18 protein-coding genes and 2 pseudogenes are annotated in these 23,940 nt (G+C 62.5%); 9 read left to right on the top strand and 11 right to left on the bottom strand.

Going from position 1 to position 23,940, the window contains the following annotated elements; genetic code table 11:
* Positions 1–41: 41 nt before the first annotated feature.
* Positions 42–344 (bottom strand): annotated as a pseudogene (locus tag VOM14_RS23625) (ATP-binding cassette domain-containing protein); the annotation flags it as partial.
* Between the two features lie 289 nt (positions 345–633).
* On the opposite strand from VOM14_RS23625, the gene VOM14_RS23620 reads away from it, so the two are divergent.
* Positions 634–2,370 (top strand): methyl-accepting chemotaxis protein, encoded by a 1,737-nt coding sequence (locus VOM14_RS23620; RefSeq protein WP_327631174.1) that lies wholly within the window; start codon positions 634–636, stop codon positions 2,368–2,370.
* An 89-nt stretch (positions 2,371–2,459) separates the two neighbouring features.
* Here the strand turns inward: VOM14_RS23620 and VOM14_RS23615 are convergent, their stop codons facing one another.
* Complete coding sequence (locus VOM14_RS23615) at positions 2,460–3,158, bottom strand: GntR family transcriptional regulator (protein WP_327631173.1); 699 nt, start codon at positions 3,156–3,158, stop codon at positions 2,460–2,462.
* Between the two features lie 186 nt (positions 3,159–3,344).
* Here VOM14_RS23615 and VOM14_RS23610 point away from each other — a divergent pair.
* From VOM14_RS23610 to VOM14_RS23595, 4 genes and pseudogenes are all read left to right on the top strand, one after another.
* A pseudogene (locus VOM14_RS23610) lies at positions 3,345–4,681 on the top strand (MFS transporter).
* 55 nt (positions 4,682–4,736) lie between these two features.
* Positions 4,737–5,465, top strand: coding sequence for a maleate cis-trans isomerase family protein (locus tag VOM14_RS23605; RefSeq protein ID WP_327631172.1), 729 nt, complete (start codon positions 4,737–4,739; stop codon positions 5,463–5,465).
* A gap of 10 nt (positions 5,466–5,475) precedes the next feature.
* Positions 5,476–6,891, top strand: coding sequence for a dihydropyrimidinase (hydA, locus tag VOM14_RS23600; protein WP_327631171.1), 1,416 nt, complete (start codon positions 5,476–5,478; stop codon positions 6,889–6,891).
* A gap of 14 nt (positions 6,892–6,905) precedes the next feature.
* Positions 6,906–7,664, top strand: a complete 759-nt coding sequence (locus VOM14_RS23595) for an aspartate/glutamate racemase family protein (RefSeq protein ID WP_327631170.1) — start codon at positions 6,906–6,908, stop codon at positions 7,662–7,664.
* Here the strand turns inward: VOM14_RS23595 and VOM14_RS23590 are convergent.
* From VOM14_RS23590 to phaP, 3 genes are all read right to left on the bottom strand, one after another.
* Positions 7,656–7,787, bottom strand: a complete 132-nt coding sequence (locus tag VOM14_RS23590; RefSeq protein WP_327631169.1) for a hypothetical protein — start codon at positions 7,785–7,787, stop codon at positions 7,656–7,658. The genes VOM14_RS23595 and VOM14_RS23590 overlap by 9 nt on opposite strands.
* Positions 7,788–7,827: 40 nt before the next feature.
* On the bottom strand, positions 7,828–8,571 hold the full coding sequence (gene phbB, locus VOM14_RS23585) for an acetoacetyl-CoA reductase (protein WP_327631168.1): 744 nt from the start codon (positions 8,569–8,571) through the stop codon (positions 7,828–7,830).
* 126 nt (positions 8,572–8,697) lie between these two features.
* On the bottom strand, positions 8,698–9,273 hold the full coding sequence (gene phaP, locus VOM14_RS23580) for a TIGR01841 family phasin (RefSeq protein ID WP_327631167.1): 576 nt from the start codon (positions 9,271–9,273) through the stop codon (positions 8,698–8,700).
* Between the two features lie 61 nt (positions 9,274–9,334).
* On the opposite strand from phaP, the gene VOM14_RS23575 reads away from it, so the two are divergent.
* Positions 9,335–9,460, top strand: coding sequence for a hypothetical protein (locus VOM14_RS23575; protein WP_327631166.1), 126 nt, complete (start codon positions 9,335–9,337; stop codon positions 9,458–9,460).
* 51 nt (positions 9,461–9,511) lie between these two features.
* On the opposite strand, the gene VOM14_RS23570 is transcribed toward VOM14_RS23575, so the two are convergent.
* The 5 genes from VOM14_RS23570 to VOM14_RS23550 form a co-directional block, all read right to left on the bottom strand.
* Entirely contained in the window at positions 9,512–9,709 is a 198-nt protein-coding gene (locus VOM14_RS23570) for a hypothetical protein (protein ID WP_327631165.1), read from the bottom strand.
* 518 nt (positions 9,710–10,227) lie between these two features.
* Positions 10,228–11,805, bottom strand: coding sequence for a trypsin-like peptidase domain-containing protein (locus VOM14_RS23565; protein WP_327631164.1), 1,578 nt, complete (start codon positions 11,803–11,805; stop codon positions 10,228–10,230).
* Between the two features lie 483 nt (positions 11,806–12,288).
* The gene (locus VOM14_RS23560; RefSeq protein ID WP_327631163.1) at positions 12,289–12,903 is read right to left on the bottom strand and encodes an HD domain-containing protein; all 615 of its coding nucleotides are present in this window, start codon (positions 12,901–12,903) and stop codon (positions 12,289–12,291) included.
* Between the two features lie 44 nt (positions 12,904–12,947).
* Positions 12,948–13,997, bottom strand: a complete 1,050-nt coding sequence (locus tag VOM14_RS23555; protein ID WP_327631162.1) for a patatin-like phospholipase family protein — start codon at positions 13,995–13,997, stop codon at positions 12,948–12,950.
* 84 nt (positions 13,998–14,081) lie between these two features.
* Positions 14,082–17,537 carry an adenylate/guanylate cyclase domain-containing protein gene (locus VOM14_RS23550; protein ID WP_327631161.1) on the bottom strand — a complete coding sequence of 1,152 codons (3,456 nt, stop codon included), beginning with the start codon at positions 17,535–17,537 and terminating at the stop codon, positions 14,082–14,084.
* 245 nt (positions 17,538–17,782) lie between these two features.
* Here VOM14_RS23550 and VOM14_RS23545 point away from each other — a divergent pair, with 245 nt between their 5' ends.
* The 3 genes from VOM14_RS23545 (at position 17,783) to VOM14_RS23535 (ending at position 22,085) form a co-directional block, all read left to right on the top strand.
* The gene (locus tag VOM14_RS23545) at positions 17,783–18,265 is read left to right on the top strand and encodes a ferritin-like domain-containing protein (RefSeq protein ID WP_327631160.1); all 483 of its coding nucleotides are present in this window, start codon (positions 17,783–17,785) and stop codon (positions 18,263–18,265) included.
* Positions 18,266–18,711: 446 nt separating this feature from the next.
* Positions 18,712–18,951: a hypothetical protein gene (locus VOM14_RS23540; RefSeq protein ID WP_327631159.1), complete on the top strand. Its 240-nt coding sequence runs from the start codon at positions 18,712–18,714 to the stop codon at positions 18,949–18,951.
* Positions 18,952–19,388: 437 nt separating this feature from the next.
* The gene (locus tag VOM14_RS23535; protein ID WP_327631158.1) at positions 19,389–22,085 is read left to right on the top strand and encodes a LuxR C-terminal-related transcriptional regulator; all 2,697 of its coding nucleotides are present in this window, start codon (positions 19,389–19,391) and stop codon (positions 22,083–22,085) included.
* A gap of 135 nt (positions 22,086–22,220) precedes the next feature.
* On the opposite strand, the gene VOM14_RS23530 is transcribed toward VOM14_RS23535, so the two are convergent.
* Positions 22,221–23,903 carry an AMP-binding protein gene (locus VOM14_RS23530; RefSeq protein ID WP_327631157.1) on the bottom strand — a complete coding sequence of 561 codons (1,683 nt, stop codon included), beginning with the start codon at positions 23,901–23,903 and terminating at the stop codon, positions 22,221–22,223.
* Positions 23,904–23,940 lie beyond the last annotated feature (37 nt).

The raw sequence follows: 23,940 nt of genomic DNA, 5'->3' as shown, positions 1-23,940 counted from the left end.
CAGCTCTTGTCGGCTGAACTCTTGTCGGCTGAAGGCTAGTGAGCGAGCGTGAGATTGTCGGTGACGCTCAGATGCGGGAACAGTTCGAAATGCTGAAAGACCATACCGACGCGGCCGCGCAACTTCGGCAGGTTCGTCCGTGGCGAATTGACGTGCGTGCCATCGATATGGATATCGCCTTTCTGGATGGGTTCAAGCGCATTGATGGTCTTGATCAGCGCCGACTTGCCTGACCCCGAAGGCCCGCATACGACGACCACATCGCCCTTCGCAATCGACAGCGTGCAGCTCTCCAGGACCTGCACCGCGCCGTACCACTTCGAGACATCGCGCATGTCGATCATCGGCTTCATATCACTCATGGCACTCCTTCAGCGATTGATCTGCACTCGCTTCTGCACGCCCAGCGTGATCGTCTGCGATGCCTTGATCTAGACTCGACGCTTGCGAAGACTCTTGAAGGGGATTCGCGCTGGACTGTAACGTCCCTTTTTAGCGCATAAAAACAAAGTTGTAAGCGCGCACTTCAGATTCCGCCAACGCGGCCGATAAGTTCCCTATCTCGGCGGGCCGTCCTTGCCCGTCGACTTACATCCGTTTGGAAATCAACAGGTAATGATGGGAAAAATTTCGATGAGCCGCAAGCTGTGGCTGACCGTGGCGTTCGTCTGGATCGCTCTTACGCTTCTCGCCGCTTTGAATGCGTGGACGGAACGTCAGGGAATGCTGAGCGCGCGTCAGCAAGCGCTTGCGGAGCAGGACCAGGCCGCAATGAGCATCGCGGAGCACTTTCAACACGCGGCAGCTGCGGGAAAACTGACTGACGACGAAGCTAAACGCGCGGCGATTGCTGCCCTGCGAGATTTCAGGTACGGCGCGAGCGGATATGTTTCGATCGTCTCGTCCAATATCGTGCAACTGCTGCTGCCGACGAAACCGTCGCTCGAAAATACCAACGTGAGCGAGCTTGCCGACGTTGACGGAAATCGCATTATCGTCAACATCGTGAAGTCCGACACCGACGGCACGCACGTGTCCTACTACAAGTGGCCCAAGCCCGGCCAGACTGTCCCGGAGCGAAAAATGACCGTGTCGAACGTGCTTCCCGGCTGGGACTGGCACGTCTATACCGGCGCGTACCTGGACGATATCGACGACGCCTTCCGCGCAACGCTCATCCGTTCGCTGGGGGCGGTTATCGTGATCGGCGCGCTGCTAACCACGTTCATGGCGTTCATCATCCGTCAGGTTCTGCGCAACCTTGGCGGCGATCCCGATTATGCGAAGGATGTATGCAGCCGCATCGCGACGGGCGATCTTCTGACCCCGGTGCAAACCAGGAGCGACGACACATCCAGCTTGCTGTTTTCACTGAGTTCGATGCGGGGCGATCTTGCACAAACCGTCAACGATATCGTGCTGTCGGCTGATTCGATCAAAAGGGCCACCAGCGAAATCGCCGCGGGACATATCGACCTGTCGGCGCGCACCGAAGAGCAGGCGGCGTCGCTTGAAGAGACCGCATCCAGCATGACGGAGCTGACTCACACGGTTCGCCATAACGCCGACAGCGCGCGTCACGCCAATGAGCTTGCGGAACGCGCGAGCCAGGTCGTCGGCAAGGGCCATGATGCCGTTCAGGGGATGGTGGCGGCGATCGGCGACATCAGCGACGGCTCGGCGAAGATCTCGGAAATCACAACGCTCATCGAAGGCATCGCGTTTCAGACCAACATTCTGGCGTTGAACGCGGCGGTGGAAGCAGCGCGCGCGGGCGATCAGGGGCGCGGCTTCGCGGTGGTTGCAGGCGAGGTTCGCACGCTGGCGCAGCGCTCGTCGTCCGCCGCGAAGGAAATCAAGGAGTTGATCGAAGAGTCTGTGCACAAGGTTGCCGATGGCGCTAAACGTGCCAATGAAGTCGGCGCGACGATGGGCGAAGTCAAGCAGTCGATCAGGGACGTCTCGACCCTCGTCAACCAGATTGCGGCGGCGTCCGAAGAGCAAAGCACGGGTATCGAGCAGGTGAATCGCGCCGTCGTCCAGATGGACGAAGTCACGCAGCAAAACGCCGCGTTGGTCGAGGAAGCCGCCGCTGCGGCTCAGTCGCTTGAGGAACAGGCCGGCAATCTGAAAGCGGCCGTTTCGATGTTCTCCGTGGCAGGAGCACCGCCCGCGATGCAGGCCCAAAGACCGACAACGGCGAAAGCACGCGCGACGCCGGTTCCGACAAAAAAGGTAGCGCCCGCCGCCGGAACTTTGTCCCGCGCAAAGCCGGTATTGCAAGCGCCCGTCAAGCCGGTGATGTCGACAGCACGCGAGCAAACAAGCATTGACGCGCCGGCTACCGCGGTCGATTGGGAAACATTCTGAGCGGCTGACGAGGTCGGCGTGTCGGAGGCGTGAGGCGCGTCGTCCCACTCCGGGCGACGCACCAGCCGGCGCACGTTCGCCGGCCCGCGCTAAGCGCCGCTCGCGGCCTTCAGCACTTTCATCACTTCCGCGGCCGTGTGCTCGGAATGTTCCCGCAGCAAGCGCGCGAGGCTCGCGCCGTCGCGTCTGGAGAGCGCGCTCAGTATGTCGCTGTGTTCGCCGAGAGACTCGGCCCAGCGCAGCACGTCGGCATTGGCCGCACCGCGCGCGCGGTGGATCTTGCTCATCAACGATGCGTACAGATCGGAGAGCACGGGATTCCCGGCGACATCGACGATCTGCTGATGCACCTTCTGGTTCGCTCGGTAGTAGGCCGTGCGCTTGCCCTCGCGGTGATAGGTCTCCATGGTGCGATGGCGCTCCAGCAATACCTTCATCTGCTTGTCGTCGATACGCTGCACGGCCAGCCGGCCGGCGGTTTCCTCGAGCCCATGCAGCACCTCGAAGATGGAAGCAATCTCGTCCTGGTCGATCGGCGCGACCTGAAAGCCCATGTGCTGGCGGTGAGTCACATGGCCCTCCGTCACCAGCGTCTTGAGCGCCTCGCGTAGCGGCGTTCGGGAAATGTCGAACTGTTCGCACAACGCTTTCTCGTCGATATGTTCGCCGGGCGCCAATTCACCTTCGAGAATCATCTCGCGCAACCGCTCCGCGATTGCCGCATACATACCCGTGCCGCGCAGGCTGATGCGCTTGCGTGCCTCAGCCGGTATTGACTTCATGTCCATGTGCCTCTGCTTCCCTGTTGCCTCTTCAATCTTTGCTTAATTGTCGTACAGAATTTTGCGATGATCCATAAAAATAAAAACGCTGCAAAATCATCACTCTACGGCGCTTGTAATTCATAATTAGGCATCATATACTGCTTTCGCGCAGACAGCGCACCGAGGCCGGGAGCGGTCCCGGTCACAGACATGAAACCCGAAGCCATGATCCGGCGAACGGAGGAGACAACGATGCGAACCGTAAATGCGGCCGTGCAGGCCGAGGTCAGGACCGGCGTACGCTGGAAAATCTTTCTGATCATGTTGATGCTGATTTCGATCAACTATGTGGACCGGGCTTCGCTGTCCGTGGCCATGCCGCTGATCGCAAAGGAATTCCATATTGCCCCGGCCGTGCAGGGACTGATTCTCAGCTCGTTCTTCTGGACCTACGCGTTCATGCAGATTCCAGGGGGCATGCTGGCCGACCGCTTCAAGCCGCGCATCGTGATCGCGTGCGCCACGTTGTTCTGGGGCTTCTTCCAGGGCATCGCCGCTGCCTGCTCGACGGCGACTGCGCTGATTCTCACCCGTCTCGGACTGGGTCTGGCCGAAGCACCGATCTATCCGGCGGGCGGCAAGCTCAACGCCATGTGGATGACCCGGCACGAACGCGGCCGCGGCGCCACGCTGCTCGATGGCGGCGCGCCCTTGGGCGCGGCACTCGGCGCGGTGATCATCTCGGGTCTGATCAGCGAGTTCGGATCGTGGCGCACCTCGTTCGTGGTAGCCGGTGTCGGCACCATGCTTGCCGGCTTGTTGCCTGGTACTACATCCGTAACAATCCGCGCGAGCATCCGGCCGTCAACGACGCAGAAGCGGAGTATCTCGAAGCCGCCCTGGAAGAGGAACACCGCAGCGAGCCGGTTGATGCGAGCGGACGCAGCCTGGATTTTTTCCGCTACCGCTCGGTGTGGGGCATGTTCTTCGGCTGGATGTGTTTCAACTCGGTGTTCTACGGCTTGCTCACCTGGATGCCGAACTATCTGAACAAGGTCCACGGCTTCAACATCCAGCAGATGGGCGGCGCGAGCTTCGCGATCTTCTTCAGCGGTTTCGTCGGCGAGCTGGTCGGCGGATGGATTGCCGACAAGTGGAAGGCGGCCGGCGGCTCGCCGAACCGCGTGATGCGCACACTGTTCGGCATCGCCGCCGTGGCGGCCACCGTGTCGATCTTCTCCGTGGCCTATGTCGGTAATGCAGTGGCGGTCGTGGTGCTGCTCGCCTCCACCCTGTTCTTCCTGCGCTGGTGCGGTCTGTACTGGTGCCTGCCGTCCATCCTCGGCACGCGCAACAAGATCGGCTTTCTCGGCGGTCTGATGAACCTCGGCGGCAATATCGGCGGGATTCTCGTGCCGATCATCGTCGGCCTGATCGTGCAGACCACTGGCTCCTACTTTCTCGCGCTGATGTTTTTCGCGGCGGCGGGCGTGGGACTCTTCATCTGTTCGACGCTTATCGACTACGAACGCAAACTGCCGGTCTGAGCCGGGCACGTCTCCCCGCGTTTTTCACCCTTAACAACTCATTGCTGAATTCATCATGAGCAAACGCTTTCTGCTCGGCATGCTGACTCCTTCGTCCAACACCGCGCTCGAACCCATCACGAGCGCGATGGAGGCGCAGTTGCCCGGCGTCAGTGCCCATTTCTCGCGCTTCAAGGTCACGGAAATCTCGCTCTCCGAGACGGCGCTCGGCCAGTTCGACACAAGCCACATTATTCAGGCCGCGAGGCTGCTGGCCGACGCCAACGTCGATGTGATCGCATGGAATGGCACCTCGTCCGGTTGGCTCGGCTTCGACACCGACCGCCGTCTGTGCCGCGAGATCGAGGAGGCGACCGGGATTCCCGCCACCACGTCGGTGCTGGCACTCAACGAGATTCTGGAAAAGACCGGCGTGAAGAAATTCGCTCTGGTCAGTCCTTACCTCAAGGAGGTTCAGCAGAAAATCGTCGCCAACTATCGCGACAGCGGGATCGACTGCGCGTGCGAAAACCACCTCGGCCTGAAGGTGAACTTCGAGTTTTCCGAAGTCACCGAAGACACGCTGCGCGCCCAGATCCGCGAAGTCGCCATGCAGCGCCCGGAAGCGATCGTCACGTTCTGCACCAATCTGCGCGCCGCGCATCTGGCCCCGGAAGTGGAGCAGCAGCACGGCATCCCGCTCTACGACACGATCTCGACCGTAGTGTGGAAGTCGCTGAAGCTCGCCGGCTACGACACGACCCGGCTCGCGGGTTGGGGCCGGCTGTTTTCCGACGTTGTATAAGAGAGCGGCCATGACAACCCTGTACGACCTGGTAATCCGTAACGCCGACGTGGTCACCGCGTCCGAGCGCTTTAACTGCGATATTGGCGTGAAGGACGGCATCGTCGTCGCGCTGGGCCGCGATCTGGACCAAGGCCGGCGCGAGATCGACGCCACCGGCCTGCTGGCGTTGCCCGGCGGCATCGACGCTCACTGCCATCTCGATCAGCCCATGCCTGATGGGCTGAAGATGGCGGATGACTTCCTGAGCGGCACGCGCGCCGCCGTGTGCGGCGGCACCACAACCGTGATCCCGTTTGCCGCGCAGGCCAAGGGGCAGTCGCTCAAGGCCGCGGTGGACGACTATCACCGCCGCGCCGACGGCCGCGCCGTCACCGACTACGCGTTCCACCTGATCGTCTCCGATCCGACGCCCGAGGTGCTGGAGCGCGAGTTGCCGGAACTGATCGCGGCCGGCTATACGTCGTTCAAGATCTACATGACTTACGACGATCTCAAGCTCAGCGACCGCGAAATTCTGGAGGTGATGGATGTCGCGCGCCGCAATCAGGCACTCGTCATGGTGCATGCCGAGAATTCCGACTGCATCGCGTGGCTGACCGACAAGCTCACCGAAGCCGGCAAGCATGCGCCGAAGTATCACGCGGTATCTCGCCCCGCGGTGGTCGAGCGGGAGGCGACGCACCGTGCGATTGCCTTCTCCGAACTCGTCGACGTGCCGATCCTGATCGTTCATGTGTCGGGTCAGGACGCGATCGAGCAGATCGAATGGGCGCAGCAGCGCGGCCTGAACATCTATGCCGAGACCTGCCCGCAATATCTGTATCTGACCGCCGAAGATCTCGGCCATGAGGACGGATACCACGGCGCCCAATGCGTTTGCAGTCCGCCGCCGCGCGACTCGTCGAGCCAGAAGGCCGTCTGGAGCGCGCTCAAGCGTGGTGTATTCAGCGTGTTCTCGTCCGACCACGCGCCCTTCTCCTACGACGATCCGCAGGGCAAGAAGCCCGGCGGCCAGGAGGTTTCGTTCGAGCACATTCCGAACGGCATTCCCGGCATCGAGACCCGGCTCGCGCTGCTGTTCGATGGCGTGAGCCGCGGCAAGCTGTCACTGCACAAGTTCGTCGAACTGACGTCGCTGAATCCCGCGAAGCTGTACGGCCTTTATCCGCGCAAAGGCACGATCGCCGTCGGCGCCGACGCCGACATCGTGCTGTGGGATCCGCTCGCGCACGTCACGATCGCCAACCAGGCGCTGCACCACAACGTCGATTACACGCCGTACGAGGGCCGCATTCTTCAGGGCTGGCCGAAGCATTGTCTGTCGCGCGGCGAACTGCTGGTCGAGGGCGGCCGCTATCTCGAACCGGAACAAGGCCGGGGCCGCTTTCTCGCCGCCGGCAAACCGCAGTACGTCGACCTTTGAGATCGGAGCGCAGCATGAAAATCCTGGTGATCAACCCCAATATCTCCGAGAGCGTGTCGACGCTGATTCAGGCCGAGGCGCAGCGCAGCGCTTCGCCCGGCACCGAGATCGAGGTCGCGACCGCGCCGTTCGGCGTGGCCTACATCGAGACCCGCTTCGAGGCGCTGGTCGGCGGCTACGCGAGCGCGTGCGTGGCGGCCGAACGCCACGGCACCTACGATGGCGTCGTGGTCGCGGCGTTCGGCGATCCGGGCCTGCAAGGCATCAAGGAACTGCTCGACGTGCCGGCGGTCGGGCTGACCGAGTCCTCCCTCGTGAGCGCCGCGACGCTCGGGCAGCGCTTCTCGATCATCGCCATCTCGCCGCGAATCAAGGCGTGGTATCGCGAGACGGTCGAACGCAGTCATCTGGCGAGCCGGCTCGCCAGCATCCGCGCGCTCGATGAACCGTTGCGCGATATCGGCAGCGTGCAACAGGATTACGCGGCAAGACTGAAGACACTGTGCAACCAGGTGGTCGACGAAGACGGCGCCGACGTCGTGATTATCGCCGGCGCTCCGCTCGCGGGGCTCGCTCGCGAGATCCGCGGCGAATTGCCGGTGCCGGTTGTGGATGGTGTGTCGAGCGCGATCACGCAGCTTGAGGGGCTGATCCGGCTCAGCCCCCGCAAGGCGACGAAAGGCAGTTTCGCTCGTCCGCCGGTCAAGCCGAACCAGGGCCTGCCCGAGCCGCTTGCGCGATTGCTGGCCAACGAGCGCAGCCGCTCAAGATAGCGACGCGATCAGCCGCCGGAGCATCTTTCTGCGCATTTGCTCCTGGCGATAGTGAGCGGCGACGAACGCTGTTGCCGTCACCAGCACGAACGAACCTGCGACGATTGCCACTGCTTCGATCATGGGAACCTCCATGGCTGAAACTCCTCGGCTCACTGCACGCTCACTGCAGGTGCTGCCCTCCGTTGATCGCGATGTTCGCGCCGGTCACGAAACCCGCCTCGCGCGAGCATAGGTAGAGCACGAGCGCGGCCACTTCGTCGGGCCGTCCGAGCCGGCCGACCGGAATCTGCGGAATGATCTTCGTCTCGCGGATGTCCTCCGGCACCGCCATCACCATCTTCGTCGCGATGTAGCCGGGCGAGATCGTGTTGACAGTGACGCCTTTTTTGGCCACTTCGAGTGCCAGCGATTTCGTGAAACCATGCATGCCGGCCTTGGCCGCCGCATAGTTGGTCTGGCCGAAGCCGCCCTTGCAGCCGATGATCGACGACACGTTAATGATGCGGCCAAAGCCGCGCTCGACCATGCCGTCGCATGCCGGCTTCGTCATGTTGAACACCGAATCGAGGTTGGTCCGGATCACGGCGTCCCAATTGACCTTGTCCAGTTTTTTGAAGCTGGCGTCGCGCGTGATGCCGGCGTTATTGATCAGGATGTCGACCGGCCCGACTTCCGCTTTGATCTGGCCCATGCAGTGTTCGCACGAGTCGTAGTCGGCGACGTCGACCGCATACGCGCGAAACTGTCGTCCCTCGGCTTCCATGCGCGCGAGCCACTCGTTCGCGCCGGTGTTGCCGGGCGAACAGGTGACCACGACCGCATAACCGGCGTCATGCAACTTGATGCTGATCGCCTCGCCCAGTCCACCCATGCCACCCGTCACTACCGCGATCTGCTTTGCCATCGAATCGTCCTCGCAAACATCGGCGGCGCGCCCGATCTGGCGCCGCGCCGCCTTCGGCAACAAATAAAGGAATCCTACCTATAACCATTGCAGCAGATAGCGCGGGCATCGCTGCCCGCGTCCGTCTTATTGCTTCGCGCCCGCGGCGACGGCAGCCGATCCGGCCGCACCGCGTTTGGAGGCTTGCGACGCCGAGGCCGTGACGGCTTCGAGATTGGTCCCGGCCATCTGCACGGCCTGCTGACCCGTCTTCTGCAACGATTCGCACAGCGTGGTGGTGGCGCTGATCGCGGACTTCCACGCGGCGATCGCCGCTTCGGAGCCGGCAGGCGCACTTCTCGCCGCTTCGTCGATGAATTCCTGCACACGCGCGTTATACCGCTCGTACTGAGTCTGCGCGAGTTGTGCGACCTCCGCCTGCGTGGTCGAGGCGATGTCGAACAACTGACGGCTGTATGACAGCGATTTCTCGGCGAAAGCCGTGGTGAAAGCGGCCTGCGGCACGAACCACTCCTGAGGGTCCATCGTGCCGGGCGACTTCGCCAGGTTTTCCTGCGACTCCGCCAGCGTGGACCTGACGACCTGAAGGTTCAGCGCAACCAGCTTTTCGACGCCTTCGAAGACCTTGCCGGTCAATCCGAAAAACGCGTCGAGAGCTGCTTTCTGGGACACGGCGAATTGCTCGGGACTCACTAAAGCCATTGTTGAAATTCCTCAGAATTCATTCACCGCACGAAGCCTTCGACCGGATGTCGCGAAGCGAATGGCGATGATGGATGGAACCGAAGCGCAAGGAGGCCTGCTGGGCAGCATGCGTCGCAAATACTTCGGAGATCGTTACAGCCAGGGGCACTACACATTCAAGACCAACAAAAGCTGCTTCGCCTGATTTTTCTTCGGCGCGCTCGCCGCGTGCCGCAGCGGTGAGAGCCGCAATGTCCTAGCGCCTACGCGCGACGGCCTTGAGAATGGAAGCGCCCTGGCTTGTGACCAGAGGACGTGAATGACCTGCCGCGAGGCGTTCCAGTGAGATGAGCTGACGCTCCAGCAGCGTGTCCAGCTCGGCGCGGCCCAGTTCGATCTGATCCGGCGCGTCCTTGATGAGCATTAGCGTGGCGAATTCATGAGGACTCAGCATTTCGTCTCCTCTATTTAATGTGTATGTGTCCGCGCCGGGTGTATTAATTACCGCCAAACAACGAATTATGGCAAATATTTCCTTTACCTTTCAAACCTCCATCGGTAAATACCGACAGAGACGTCATCATAACCGCACCATTTCTAATTGCAATATGCGAAGTATGTTTTTGTTTTGTCTGCTTATTACGTATGCATATCCGGGACATTGCGGAGTGCTTGCGCGGTCGGCCGAAAGTCCACAAAGCCTTTATGGAAAAGGACTTTCAGCACTACCGTGCACTTTCTCCACAGATTTAACAGACTAATTCATGGCGCGGAAACACGGCCTCGTTCATATCTGAATATTGCATTTATATGTCAGTGCGGCTTTTGCCGGACTCGCCGCTTATAACCTTTATTCGAGAAATTTTTATTACATGGCAGTTGAGCCTGATATATCTCCATTGATTTGGATCAGTGAAAAGGATGGATAAGTATTCGGCTTCCATTGCCCGGCGTCGATACCGTGCTTGAGTCTTACTTCAGGTCCACGGTGACGAAGCTGCGCGCGTGGTCGCGCTGGATCAGGAGCGCCGCCTTCTTGCCTGCCTTCGCCGCGAGCGACGCCAGTTCATCCTGCGACGCGACCAGCGTGCCGTTGAGCGACAACACGACATCGCCCGGCTTGATGCCGGCAGGGCCTGCCGACCCCGATACATCATCGACCATGAGGCCTTCGGCAAGACCCGTGGTGTGTCGCTCGTCATCGGTCAGCGGATGCATCGTCAGGCCGAGGCGATCGAGCGCGCCAACTGAGCCTGCATCAGAACCCGCGCTTGAACCCGCGCTTGAGCCCGCGCTTGAACCTCCGCCTGAGCCCGTGTCAGCGCCCGCCTTCGCCCGTGCGTTTTGCGCGGACACGCCGGGGTTCACCATCACCGTCAGTTGCACATGATTGCGGATCAGCTTCAGCGGGACTTTCGTTCCGGGCTGTAGCGCCGCGTCCTGTTCGGCGAGATCGGCGGCGCGGTCGATCGGCTTGCCCGCGAGTTGCACGATCACGTCCCCGGATTTCAGCCTGCTCGCCGCCGCGGGGCTGTTCGGCTCGACGGAAATCACCAGTGCGCCTGCCGCGCGCGGCAAGCCGAATGCGCCCGCCAGCTTCGTGTCGATGTCCTGCGTCTGGACGCCGAGATTGCTGCGTGCATTGCCAATCACGCTTTGCTGGTCTTGCTGTCCTCGCGGGCTTCTCAATTGCGCGCGCAGCTTGTTCGCCATGTCAATCGGAATGGCGAACGTCAGGCTCTCCATGCGATCACCACCCGCATACACCTGCACGTCGATGCCGACCACCTCGCCTGCGCGATTGAACACCGGGCCTCCCGAGTTGTCTGGGTTCAGCGATACGTCCGTCTGGAAGAATGGAAATGCGGTGCCGTCGGCGAGCGTGCGCGAGGTCGCGCTGACGATGCCCGCCGTCACGGTGTTCTGATAACTGTCCGGCGAACCGATCGTCAGCACTTGCTCGCCGATGCGCACACGTGCCGAATCGCCGAGCTTGACGGTCGGCAGTTTTGTCGCGTCGATCTGGATCACGGCGACGTCGGTTTGCGCGTCGATGGCCACGACTGTTGCCTTGAATTCGCGGCGGTCGGTCAGGCGCACCGTGAGGTCATCCGATTGATCGACGACGTGCGCCGTGGTCAGAATGAGACCGTTCGGGCTCACGATAAACCCCGAGCCGACGCCGGACATCGCGCGCGGCGAACTGTCCTGGCCGTCTTGCGATTGCGGCACCGTCTGCCTGAAGAAAGCGAAGATGGGATCGTTGCCGTCGATGGCTTCGGCGCGTGGTCCCGAGGCCGGCGCAGGCACCGCGCCCGCCGGCGTTTTGTCGGCTATCGCCGCGCGGATGTTCACGACAGCCGGCCCATAACGCTCGACGATTGCGGGAAAGTCGATCAGCAAGCCCGCGCTGTCGGAAGCAACGCGCTTGTCTTTTACCGACGCAGGCGCGGGCACAGAGGTGGGCACAGTAGCTGGAACAGTCGCGGGCGCGGTTGCGGCGGCGGCGGCGGCGGCAGACCCGGCACGAGGCGCCGCCAGCGCGCTCATGTAAAGACATGAAAAGCCGGCGAAACACGCCGTCGTCACGGCGGTGCATAACCTTGTGCGAGGCAGGACCGGGCAGGTCGGGAGAGTTGAGTGAAGCACAGCGCGCCTCCATGGCGGTCGTGATGCCAGACACTGTGAAGGCATGATGTCGCGCATGACAGTTGTCGACTATCAAGCAGAACGTCCGCGCATGCGCAGCTGAAAGCAGGCATCGCTGCGAATGCGTGGAATAGCGTTGAGTCGATGTAACACCGGCATGCATGTTTGCCCGCAATGGACAATCACGATTTGAACGGTTCGCTCGCACGCGCGCCGCTTGCGGCTTCGCCCGATGCGAAAAACACAGCGTTCGTTCTCATTTATTTATAGAGAACAGCCGAGCAATTTGCAGCGAGTACAAATCCTGGCGTACGGCCCATGCTCGCCGGCCGGCACGCCGATAATCCGTGTGAGTGCGAGTGCGAGTGCGAGCGCGTGTGGCCGTTATTCCGGCATCCGCAGACCAAGCCGCCACGTCACATTGCTGCGCGCTCGCGTCTCGCATCGCGCATGGAAAAAATCTGTTTGATAGATGCGCGGGCGCGCGAGCAGCCCGCCCAGAATCGCCCGTTCGTGTCGGTCGTACGCGCGGTCGTCGAGCTCGGGGCGCTCCGCCCTCAGCAGCTCGCCGTCTTCACGAAACCGGCCACGCGGCGCGCCCAGCACGGCGAGGTCGATGTCGCACGCAAAACGGGCATCCAGGCCTGCTGGCACGCCGGTGTGCGTGGTCGCGAGAATCATCGCGCAGATGCGTTCGCATCCGGCGATGCGGCCCTCGGCCCGGCAACGGAACCAGACCGCGCTGTTCTGCTCGTTATCGCGCGCGCCAGGCACATAGATCACGTCATGGCACCACAGCGCCAGTTCGACGGCATCCGGATCGGGAATCGAGCCGCGCGCCAGGTCGAGATCGCGCAAACAGCGGCGCACATGCCGCAGCGTATGGTAACGACGCGCCGGCTCGGCATAGCATCGCGCCAGTTCGGCATAGACGTTTCCGGCATGCGCCCCGCCGCTGCGCGACCACAACGCGACGAAACGCGCCTGCGTCCGGTTCATCCTCGCTCCTTTACGCGCGGCGCGCGTCCTTGCGATCGCGATGCCTAAAGAAACTCTCTGCGAATATCGATACTCGAGCGCTGTCCTATGGACCTGTAGTGATGCGCGAGCCATGCATCCGTTTCGCGCCGCCCGTTGTCGCGCAACTCGCTCAGAAAACCCCAATCGGCGTTGTACTTGCTGGAGACGCTCAGCGCGCACATTGCGTCGTCGGCGCGGATCGAATGGATCAGCATTTCCTTCATCTCGCCGCGATCGATCTTGCCTTGCTGGATCAGATCGGTGACGAACGCGATCGCCCGCATCTCGCGCATCAGCGACGAGTTGAAGCTGATCTCGCTGATCCGGTTGAGAATCTCCGCCGCCGAGATCGGCACGCCGCGGCGCACGAGCGGATTGATGTGCACGATCACGACGTCGCGCGTCGTGCAGTTGTAGATCAGCGGATAAATGGCCGGGTTGCCCATATAGCCGCCGTCCCAGTAATACTCGCCGTCGATCGAGACCGCCTGGAACAGCGTCGGCACGCACGCCGATGCAAGCACCGCGTCGGCGCACACATCCTCGCCCGTGAAGATGCGGATTTTCCCCGTCTCGACGTTGGTCGCGCACAGGTACAGGCGGATCGGACAGTGCTTGCGCAGCGCGGCGAAATCGACCTGGCTTTCGAGCACCTCGCGCAGCGGATTGAGATTGTGCGGATTGAACTGGTAGGGCGAAAAGATGCGCAGCGCCATGTCGGCGAATGCATAGAGCGGCGAATGATCGAGCCCGAAGCTGTGCGTGCCTTTCAGCCACGGCACCCAGCGCAGCGGGTTGTAGCGCTCGGCCGATTGCGCGACCGCCTGCCAGAAGTCCGTCAGCGCCTCGCGCGCGCCGTCTTCGCCGCCCTTCAGCAGACCGTATGCGAGCACGGCGGCGTTCATCGCGCCGGCGCTGGTTGCGCTGACACCTTCGACCGCCAGCCTGCCGTCCTCCAGCAGGCGGTCGAGCACGCCCCAGGTGAACGCGCCGTGCATCCCGCCGCCCTGCAAAGCCAGCGCGACCTGTTTGGGCGCTTCATCGTCGCGACGTCTTCTGTGGGTGGTTGTCATGCTCGGTCTCCTTGGCTTCCCAGCGGCAACAGGCAACAGGCGGCACGCCTGAGCGCCGCGCGCCGCCATCCGTCAATGTTCGATTCAGCCAGCGTGTGCGTCGAGCGCATCCAGCAATGCTTTCGCGTCCCGCAGATCGGCCGTGTCGAAGCCTTCCGTGAAGCGGCCGTACAGCGCGGACAGCGCTTGCCTTGCGTGCGCCTCCTTGCCTTGTCGTTGCCACAGCCGGGCGAGGTCGGTCATCGCGCGCAATTCCAGCGATCTGGCGCCCTGCCGTCGAGCCCGTGCGATCGACTTGTGAAAACAGTCGGCGGCTTCGTCATCGCGAGAAGGCACGGCGTGCTCGTGGTTCGACCCGGCGGGCAGCATGCTTCCCTTGAGCCGGTACAACTCGGCCTCGTAACAATGCTCGCCGGATTGCTCGACGATCGACATGGCCTCGTCGAGTAGTCCGGAAGCGGTCTTTCCGTCGCCCGCGCGCCAGTAGCTGTCGGCGAGCAGCGCCAGGAAATACGGTCGCTGATCTTCGCCACCGGCGGCCCGCTGGGCGTCGAGTCCGCGGCGCATCTGCTCGATGCCTTCCTGAATGCTTCCTTGCGCGCTCATCGCCCAGCCCTGCAGCAGCATTCCCCATGCGAGCCAATACGGCAGTCCGTGCTCGGTCGAGACGGTAATGGTCGCTTCGGCATGCTCGCGCGCGAGCGACAACTCGCGCCGCAACTGATGCAACTGCGCGGCATACGTCAGGCTGAACGCCAGAGACGCGCCGTCGCCCAGCTTTCGCGCGAGCGCAAGCGCCTCGTGACTGCGCTTGCGCGCCTGCTCGGGATATCCCTGAAACCACAACGTCAGAACGAGGAAGTTCAGAGCCCGGATGCCGGGGTCCACGCCGTGCGCAAAGACGTGCGCCTGATGCTGCTCGGGATCGTAGATCGCAAGGGCCTGTTCGGCATGCGTGCGGGCGGCGTCGAGATCGCCTTGCAGGAAAAAGCACGAGCCCAGTGCGCCATGCGCCTCCATGAGCAGGCCGGGGTCCTGGGCGCGCCGCGCCGTGTCGAGCATCTGCATGCCCAGTTGGTATGCGCTCGCGTATTCCGCGCGCACGAGGTGGTGAATCCGCAATCCCAGTTGCGCCGCGAAGCGTTGCGACGTCTCGCCGGTCCGCTCGCACAACGCCAGCGCGCGCGTATAGGTCGTGCCCACTTCCGGCGCGCCGTAGCCGCGCACGTCCATCAGGGCCGGCCCCAGCGAAAGGAGCAGCGTGAGTTCCCATTGCGCGCGCGCGGGTGTGTCGGGCAAGCGCTTGAGCAGCGCGAGCGCCGCGCCGAGGTGATGCATCGCATCCGGATGAGCGGCATGACGCAACGCCTGCTGGGCCGCGCGATGGAGATACTCGACAGCCTTCGGAATATTGCCGCTCAGACTGTAGTGATGCGCGAGTTCGCTACAGTAATCGGCGATGCGCGTGGGGAACAACGCTTCGATCGCCTGCGCGGTGCGCTCATGCAGCGCGGTGCGCCGCTCCATGAGCAGCGAATGCCCGGCCACTTCCTGGGTCAGCGCGTGCTTGAACGAATAGTCCACTTCGGGAAAGGCGGGCCGCTCGTAGATGAACTCCGCGGCTTCCAGGTGCGCCAGCAGGCGGCGCAGTTCGTCGTCCTGCGCCGCGCCGTCGCCGCAAATGCGCCAGATCAGGCTGAACGGAAACTCGGGGCCGATTACCGCGAGCGTCTGCAGCAACTCCTTTTCCTCGACGGGAAGCCGGTCGATCCGGGCAGCCAGCACGCCTTGCACGGTGGTCGGAATATGCAGCGTCGCGGGCGTCCGCTCGATGCGATAATGGCCGGCATCGCCGAGCAGCGATTGCTCTTCGACAAGCGTCTGGACCACTTCCTCGATGAAGAAAGGATTGCCCTCCGTTTTCTCCAGAATGAGCTGCTTGAGCGGCGCCAGCGTGGGATCGTCGCCGAGCAGCGCCGTGAGCAGTCCCTGAGCCTCGGCCGGGCCCAGCGGTTCGAGCCGCAGTTGGCTGCAATGCGCCGCGCGCGCCCATGCGGGCTGATACTCCGGCCGATAGTTCACGAGAAGCAGAATCTGCGTGTCCGATACCTGGTCGATCAGGTACGCGAGGAAAGCCTCCGTCTCGCGGTCCAGCCATTGCAGGTCTTCGAACAGCAGATAGACCGGCTGATCCCGGCTCTCGCGCGCGAGGAGTTGCGTGATCGCGTCGAACGTGCGGTCGCGCCTGATCCGTGCGTCCATCTCCGGGAGCGCCGGATTCGGTTCGCCGATGCCGAGCAGATAGAGCACGTACGGCACGAGATCCTCGAAATCGCGCTCGAGGGTCAGCGCCTTGCCGATGACCTTTTCCCGGCAGCGCCGCTCGTCGTCCTGCGCGGTAATCTGAAAATAGTTCTTGAGGAGTTCGATCAGCGGCAGATTGGCAAACGCCTTGCCATGCGAAACCGAGAACGTCTCCAACACCAGTGCGCCGCGTCGCGAACGCTCCTTGAACTCATGGAAGAGGCGCGACTTTCCAACACCGGCTTCGCCGACCACGCCGACAACCCGTCCATGCCCTGCCCTGATCGCTTCCAGCGCCCGGTTCAGGTGCTCCATTTCCGTCTCACGGCCGACGAACCGCGCAAGACCACGGTGCGCCGCCAATTGCAGGCGCGTGCGTAGCGCGCCGGGACCGAGCACCTCGTACACGCACAGCGGCTCGGGAATGCCCCTTAGTTGAGTTGCGCCCAGCGCCTTGAACTCGAAGTAGCCTTCGGCGAGCTTGCGGGTCGACTCGCTGACCAGAACCGACGTGGGCGCGGCGATTCCCTCGATGCGCGACGCGATGTGAATCGTGTTGCCTAGCGGATCGTAATCGGTGTGCAGGTCGTCGGTGCGGATGGAGCGCACGACGACTTCGCCCGTGTGAACGCCCACGCGGATCTGCAACGAAACGCCTTCCTCCAGACGAATGCGGTCGCCATGCCGGCGCATCGCCTGCTGCATTCGCAATGCCGCGAAGAGCGCGCGCTGTGGATGATCTTCGTGAGCGATCGGCGCGCCGAACAGCGCGAGGATGCCGTCGCCGAGCGACTTGGCCACGTAGCCTTCGTAGTAATGGACAGCTTCCATCATCAACGCGACGACGGGCTTGATCAGGCGATGCGCCACTTCCGGGTCGAGATCGTGGATTAAGGCCGTGGACCCGGCCATGTCCGCGAACAGCGCCGTGACGGTCTTGCGCTCGCCAGCGGTTTCGCCGCGCGCTTCCATGGCCGCGTGTTCGGCGCGAATGCGCTCGGCGAGGTGGTGCGGCGTGTAATGGACGGGCGCTGGGGGCGGTTCCCCAACGGCTGGCCGAGCGGGGGATGGCGTTGCCGGCGCCTCGGCAAGCGGCGCGCCGCACTCGCTGCAGAATCGGGCGGCCGGCCCCGCTTCATGTCCGCAACGCGAACAGCTTCGCGCCAGCATGGCCTGGCATGCCTCGCAGAATTTCGCGCCGGGGGAGTTCTCAGACCCGCAGTTTGTGCAGCGCATACAACCCTCTTTCTGCCAAGGGTCAACATGTCCACATTATGCGCTGCGAGCGGAGGGTCACTGCACACAATAACGTGCCAGACGGCCGCGAAGCTCGCGGCACGCCCCGTGCAAATCCCGAACTAACAGCTTGCGCGATCGCCTTGTCGGACTACATTTAATCAATATCCGTCGAAACCGTTGGCGCGATATGGGCGGCGAATCGCACACCGCGTCTGTCGCGGCGACGTAAAAGGAGATTTCAAATGGCAGAGATAGATAAGGAAGAGGTTGTTGCGGTGCTGAACCGGATTCTCGAATCCGAGCTGGCCGGCGTCGTTCGATATACGCACTATTCGTTTCTGGTTTTCGGGTTCGGACGCATTCCGATCAGGTCGTGGTTGCGCGAGCAGGCCGATGAATCGCTGTTGCACGCACAGCAGGCCGGCGAATGGATCACGACCCTCGGCGCCTATCCGTCGCTTGCGATCGGTCCCCTCCTCGACTCGCACACCTTCGATATCTCTTCAATTCTCCGCGAGTCGCTGCAAGCCGAAAATCTCGCGCTGGAGCTTTATCGCGAACTGCTCGCGCTGGTCGAGGACCGCTCCGTGGCCCTCGAGGAGTTCGCCCGTCAGATGATTTATACCGAAGAGATGCACGCGGGCGAAGTCGACAAGATGCTGCGCCGCCCTGGAGAAATGACGACGCCGGCTGACCAACAGGCGCCTCAATCACGATCGAACTGACCACCGCGGCCTCTCGGGGAAGCCCGCCTTCGACACACTTCCAGCCGGTGTCGATGTTGCGTAGCTCGCGGCGATGTCGAGCCGCGGCGGCGCTGCGGCATGCCTGCGCGACTGCACGTTGCCGACCCGCAAGGGACCATCGGTTTTTCCGCCTTTTCGCGGCTTTTCCCCGACTTTTCCCCGACTTTTTCCCGACTTTTTTTCCGACAGCAACCGGTGTTTGACGGATGCCCCCTTGCAGGTGCATGGCACATCGAAACAATTTTTTATTGTCGGTGTACGGGAGCACCGGTGCGGATCTATAACAGTATTGCCCCCCGACGACAACGGGCCGCCGGCTCGCCGGCGCCGGCAGTAAATCGAACCCAGGAGGATGAACGAATTCGGACTGACGAACTCATGCGTTGTCGGTTCGACACTCGATTAGCCAGGTATTGGAGGTGATCATGGAATTCGAATACCGCGGCTGGGTCATTGACGCAACCCCGGATTTCTCGCTTGGCCAGTTCTTCGCGCACGCGCGACTGATCCACGCGTCAATTGACGATGAGATAGACCCTGAAATGCACATCGAGCGCAATCTCGCCTGGTTCGATAACCAGGACGAGGCGATTCAGGTCGCGCGCCAATGGGCGATTGAATGGATCGACGCGCGCGAAGCTAAGCCGTTCCAGCAAGGACACTGATTCATCGATACGGGCCCGAACCCTGGACAAGTGAAAATCAGGCGACATTCCGGGTACATCATCCCGGCGCCGCACACGTGGGTTCGCCCGTCGCTCCGTCACGGGGAGCGGGCCACTGCCTCAGCGCCTCCCCGCTGTCAGGGAAAGGATGTTTTCCTTGTCTGAAGGACCCGCAACCGCCCCCATTCGATGTGCGTGAGTAGTCCTCGAAGAATATTCGCGCCGCCCGACCCATACGAAACAATTCGCACTGTCCCCTCTCTCTTCGGACGGATTTTCCGCGTGCTGCAGTGCAGGGTGTCGAGCGAAAGGAGATTCAGTATGATCGACGTCGTCCGCGCGCAAACGACCGATTCGGCAATTCTCCGCGACAGTTTGCGCGACACCGATTATTTCCTTCACCTCTTGTTTTCCGGGTCAGTATGCAACCGTCCGCGATGCGCTCCGATCATCTTCTCGTCGCGACGAAGTTCTCGCCGCCGCGTATCAATACGCGCCACATTCCGCGCACCGAATTGCTGGCGCGCCTGCGTGAAGCCCAGCATTGCACCGCCGCCCTCGTGACCGGCAGCGCCGGCTTCGGAAAAACCGTCCTGCTCGCGCAATGGCGCCAGGAACTGATGAAGGCGGGAATCGACGTGGCCTGGCTCTCGCTGAGCCATGACGACAAGCAGTTCTCCAGTTTCCATTCCTATCTGCTTGCTGCCCTGCAGCGGCTCGGCGTCTCCTGCGACAGTGGAGACCTGGAATCGGACGGCAGCAGCCAATCCATAGAAGCAACGGTTGCGGTCGTCACCACCGCGGCGGAGGCGGTCGGCAAGGAAATCTATTTGCTGATCGACAACTATCACCATGCGGAGTCACCCGCCACGTACCGGCTGATGCAGAAACTGCTGGATTACTGTCCCGCCAACCTGCACATCGCCCTCTCCTCACGTTCGACGCCGCAACTCGACCTGGGCCGTCTGCGCATGCAGGGGCAGTTGCTGGAAATCGACTTCACGACGCTGCCTTTAACCCTCGGTGAGACGCGCCACTTCTTCGAACTCAACCTCAGTTCGCCGACGCTGAATGCCGACGAAGTGCATCTGATTCACGATCTGACCGGCGGCTGGCCGGCGTGCCTGCAACCCATCGCCACCACGCTGCGCATTCATCCCGCGAAGCGCTCCAAGCTGCGGGCGCTGCTGTGGAAATCCGCCGATCTCCATACTTATCTGGTCGAAGACGTGGTGGCCTATCTGCCGGCCGACCTGATCGAGTTCATGGAGAACATTTCGGTGCTGCGGCGCTTCAACGCCGAACTTGCCGAACATGTCACACAAGACCCGCGCGCCGCCGAACTGATCAAGCGCGCCGAGGACGAAAACCTGCTGATCTTCCGCATCGACCTGGACGACGGCTCGCCCTGGTACCGTTTTCACCCGCTGTTCGGCGAGTTCCTCGCACAACGCCTGTCGCGGCAAGGCCATGACAAGGTCGAAGGCATACACCGGCGTGCGAGCCGATGGTTCGCCGAGCACAACTTCCTGGTCGAGGCCTTGCGCCACGCCAACCTCGGCGGCGACCTCGAATATGCGGTCAACGCGATGGAGAAGGCCACGCCGGCGACCTGGAGCATGGCCTACATCAGTCCGATGCTGCAATTGCTCGAACGGCTGCCGCAAGAAACGCTGTTCGCCCATCCCAAGCTGTTCCTGCTGGGCTGCCTGACGTACTCATACTCCGGCAGGCCCGACAAGGCGGAACGGTGGCTGGAGGAGATCCGCCGGACCGACGCGGCGAAGAATCCCGCCATTTCGTCGAAGCTCACCATCATGGACTCGACCGTCGCCATGCAGCGCGACGACATGCAGCGCGTGATCGACCTGCTCGAACCCTTGTACAAGGTGTCGATCGACAATCGCTCCCTCCATTACCTCAGCCTCGCGGGGCTCGCGGTCAGCTACATGTCCGTCGGCCGCTATGACGACGCGCGCAATATCTACGACGACAATCCGGTGCGGCCCGAAGACCGCGACAACGACATGGCGCTGGGTTTCGAGAGTCTTCGCGCGCAGATGTACCTGACGGAAGGCAATGCCCGGGAAGCCGAGCGCATTGGCTCCGACGTCTTCGCGCGCTCGGTGGCTATCTATGGACGCATGTCGATACCCGCCAATGTCTGCGCGGCCACGCTCTGCGACGCGGACTACGAGCTGGATCGGCCAGCCGAGGCGCTCGAAGCGCTGGCCAATCGCTTTGGCATCCTGCGGGCCTCGATGCCGGACGTCATGATACGAGCCTCGCTCTCTCGCGCACGCCTCCATGTTCTGGGCGGATCGCCGCAAGCAGCGCTCACCTTCCTCGAAGATCAGACGAACCACTTCCACCTTCATGGACAGGATCGTGCCGAAGCCTGCATGGTTGCCGAGCAGCTGACCATTCTTCTTGCCACGGGCGATCGACTGCGAGCCGGCGAGCGAGCGGCAAAACTGAATGCGCTGGGCGCGCAATACCGGAACGCCACGGGTTCCCGCGCCGAAATACTGGCCATCGTCGCGCTGGCACGCGCGCGGCTGGCGCTGTTCGATCGCAAACCCACCGATGCCCTCGAAGCCCTCTCCGACGTGAATGCCTTCGCGCAGAGATACGGTCGCGGCCGGACTCAGGTCACGACGGCCCTGCTTTGCGCCGTCGCGCACGACACTTTGGGCGAGGACGCGGACGTCGAGCGCTGCCTCACGCAAGCGCTGCAAACTGCCGCGACTCTGGGCCTCGTCCGCACGATCCTCGACGAGTGGGAACATGTCGGTGAACTGCTCGAACGCTTCAAGGACGAACTCGACCTGCCGCCCGCGCCCGAGCGCTATCTCACCGAACTGTTCGCCAGAGTGGCGCCCGAACGCTCGCTGCCGGCACCCGTGGCTGCGGTCCGGCGCGATGCCGACCTGCCCCGCGCGACCCTGACGCCACGCGAGCTGGAAATCATGGACCTGATGGCGCAGGCGATGTCCAACAAGCGTATCGCGCTGACGCTCAACATCACCTTTGGCACGGTGAAATGGAACGTCAAAAACATTCTGGCCAAGTTGGCGGTGTCGAGCCGCTACGACGCGATTGCCATCGCGCGTCAGCGGGGGTTTCTCAAGTAGAGCGCGGCGCGCAGCAGGCAACTGCCACGAAGCCGGCCAGTATGGCGACGTCGTATGCATAGCAGACGTCGAGCCAGTCGCAAAGTGGCGCCGCCGCGCTCTCCCGTGCAAGGAGAGCGCCGAAGCGCCTGGTCCTTATTCCACGATGACTGTCTGCCCGAGTGCCGACCACTGCTGCATCTTGTGCTCGTAGCGCTCCTCGACGAAACTGCGGCGAATCTTTAGGCTAGGCGTGAGCAGGCCGTTCTCCGTGGTCCATGCATCGTTCACGGCCACTACGAAGGCGAGTTTCTCGTGGGCCTCCAGCGTGGCGTTCGCGTCGTCGAGCATGGCCTGGAGTTCGCCTTGAAGGACACTGCGCTTGCCGGCATCCCGCATATCGTTTCTCGCTTCCGCGCCGAGCATCAGAAGTGCAAACGGTTGCGGATAGCCGTGTCCCGTCACGCAGACGGCCTCCACCTTCGGATGACCGAGCTTGTTCTCGATTGGCGCGGGCGCAACGTACTTGCCCTTGCTCGTCTTGAATATTTCCTTGACGCGACCGACGATCTTCAGGCGTCCGATCTCGTCCAGCTCGCCACGGTCGCCGGTCTTGAAAAAGCCGTCGTCCGTAAAGCTATCGGCGGTCAGCGCGGGCTCCTTGTAGTAGCCGATCATCATCGTGCTCGCCTTGACCATTACCTCGCCGTTATCGCCCAGGCGGCATTGCACGCCCGGCATTGCCTGGCCCGAGTAGCCGGGGCGCACGAGGCCCGGCCGGCTGTAGTGCGAGTACGACAGGTTTTCCGTCATGCCGTATACGTCCAGCAATTCGAGCCCCAGCGTGCGATACCAGTTGGAGATTTCGCACGGCAGCGGCGCCGATCCGGTGAATGCAATACGCGCGGCGTCGAGGCCGAGCATGCCGAGCAGCCGCTTCTTCAGGGTCTCGGCTTCGGGCGACTGTTCGTGGATCAGCGCCTGTTGCCCGGCCGGCACCTTGGCGCAAACAATCTGATAGAACTTGGTCCATAGGCGCGGCATCGAGATGAACGCCGTGGGCCGCGCCCGCACCAGGTCTTGCGCGAATGTCGCGAGGCTGTCGTTGAAGAAGACGTGGAAGCCGTGGCGCAGCACGTTGCATTCGATAAAGCAGCGTTCGGCGGTATGCGCGAGCGGCAGATAGGAAAGCACGCGGTCGTGCGTGGTAAATCCGCAGAATTCGCCCGAGCGGGTCGCGTACTCGAACATGCCGCCGAAGCTGTGCATCACGCCCTTCGGCCGGCCCGTGCTGCCAGATGTATAGATGATGGTCGCCATGTCGGCGGACGCGGGCAGGTGCACGTCGCGCAGGGGCTCGTGCGCGGCGGCGACGTCCTCCCATGTCCGCATGCCCGGCGCAGCCGGCGACATCGGCATGTGGATGGTCAGCACGCCCTCAGGCACGGCCGCGCGGATCTCGTTCCAGGCGTCGGTCTTGCCGTCGAGCTTGCCGGCGAAAATCACGCGGATCTCGCAGTGATCGAACACGTATCTCGCGGTGTCGGAGCTGGCGGTCGGATAGAGCGGCACCGAGACATGGCCCGCGAGCCAGATAGCCAGATCTGCGAAAAGCCAGTGCGCGCTGTTCTTGCCGACGATGCCAATGGAACTGCCCGGCGGCAGTTTCAGCGACTGCAGGTAGGCCGCCACGCGGCGCGCCTCGTCTCCCGCTTGCCGCCAGGTATAGTCGATCACGCGGCCGTCCGGCATCGGTTCGGTGAGGAAGACGGCATCGGGCTGGGTCTGCTCCCAGTGCAGGAAGCTGTGGACGAGGGTATTGGACTTCTTGTCGATCATTGATGTCTCCTTTCGTCTTCTTTCACCGGTGAGGCGA

The sequence above is a fragment of the Paraburkholderia sp. MPAMCS5 genome (assembly GCF_036016995.1).
Taxonomy (GTDB): domain Bacteria; phylum Pseudomonadota; class Gammaproteobacteria; order Burkholderiales; family Burkholderiaceae; genus Paraburkholderia.
The sequence above is the reverse complement of the archived record's forward strand: the minus strand, read 5'-3'. Positions and strand labels throughout refer to the sequence as shown.

Coding starts and splice junctions, on each gene's coding strand:
- VOM14_RS23620 (WP_327631174.1), top strand. CDS start 634: ATGAGCCGCAAGCTGTGGCTGACCGTGGCGTTCGTCTGGATCGCTCTT.
- VOM14_RS23615 (WP_327631173.1), bottom strand. CDS start 3,158: ATGGACATGAAGTCAATACCGGCTGAGGCACGCAAGCGCATCAGCCTG.
- VOM14_RS23605 (WP_327631172.1), top strand. CDS start 4,737: ATGAGCAAACGCTTTCTGCTCGGCATGCTGACTCCTTCGTCCAACACC.
- hydA (WP_327631171.1), top strand. CDS start 5,476: ATGACAACCCTGTACGACCTGGTAATCCGTAACGCCGACGTGGTCACC.
- VOM14_RS23595 (WP_327631170.1), top strand. CDS start 6,906: ATGAAAATCCTGGTGATCAACCCCAATATCTCCGAGAGCGTGTCGACG.
- VOM14_RS23590 (WP_327631169.1), bottom strand. CDS start 7,787: ATGATCGAAGCAGTGGCAATCGTCGCAGGTTCGTTCGTGCTGGTGACG.
- phbB (WP_327631168.1), bottom strand. CDS start 8,571: ATGGCAAAGCAGATCGCGGTAGTGACGGGTGGCATGGGTGGACTGGGC.
- phaP (WP_327631167.1), bottom strand. CDS start 9,273: ATGGCTTTAGTGAGTCCCGAGCAATTCGCCGTGTCCCAGAAAGCAGCT.
- VOM14_RS23575 (WP_327631166.1), top strand. CDS start 9,335: ATGGCGATGATGGATGGAACCGAAGCGCAAGGAGGCCTGCTGGGCAGC.
- VOM14_RS23570 (WP_327631165.1), bottom strand. CDS start 9,709: ATGCTGAGTCCTCATGAATTCGCCACGCTAATGCTCATCAAGGACGCG.
- VOM14_RS23565 (WP_327631164.1), bottom strand. CDS start 11,805: ATGAGCGCGCTGGCGGCGCCTCGTGCCGGGTCTGCCGCCGCCGCCGCC.
- VOM14_RS23560 (WP_327631163.1), bottom strand. CDS start 12,903: ATGAACCGGACGCAGGCGCGTTTCGTCGCGTTGTGGTCGCGCAGCGGC.
- VOM14_RS23555 (WP_327631162.1), bottom strand. CDS start 13,997: ATGACAACCACCCACAGAAGACGTCGCGACGATGAAGCGCCCAAACAG.
- VOM14_RS23550 (WP_327631161.1), bottom strand. CDS start 17,537: ATGCGCTGCACAAACTGCGGGTCTGAGAACTCCCCCGGCGCGAAATTC.
- VOM14_RS23545 (WP_327631160.1), top strand. CDS start 17,783: ATGGCAGAGATAGATAAGGAAGAGGTTGTTGCGGTGCTGAACCGGATT.
- VOM14_RS23540 (WP_327631159.1), top strand. CDS start 18,712: ATGGAATTCGAATACCGCGGCTGGGTCATTGACGCAACCCCGGATTTC.
- VOM14_RS23535 (WP_327631158.1), top strand. CDS start 19,389: ATGCGCTCCGATCATCTTCTCGTCGCGACGAAGTTCTCGCCGCCGCGT.
- VOM14_RS23530 (WP_327631157.1), bottom strand. CDS start 23,903: ATGATCGACAAGAAGTCCAATACCCTCGTCCACAGCTTCCTGCACTGG.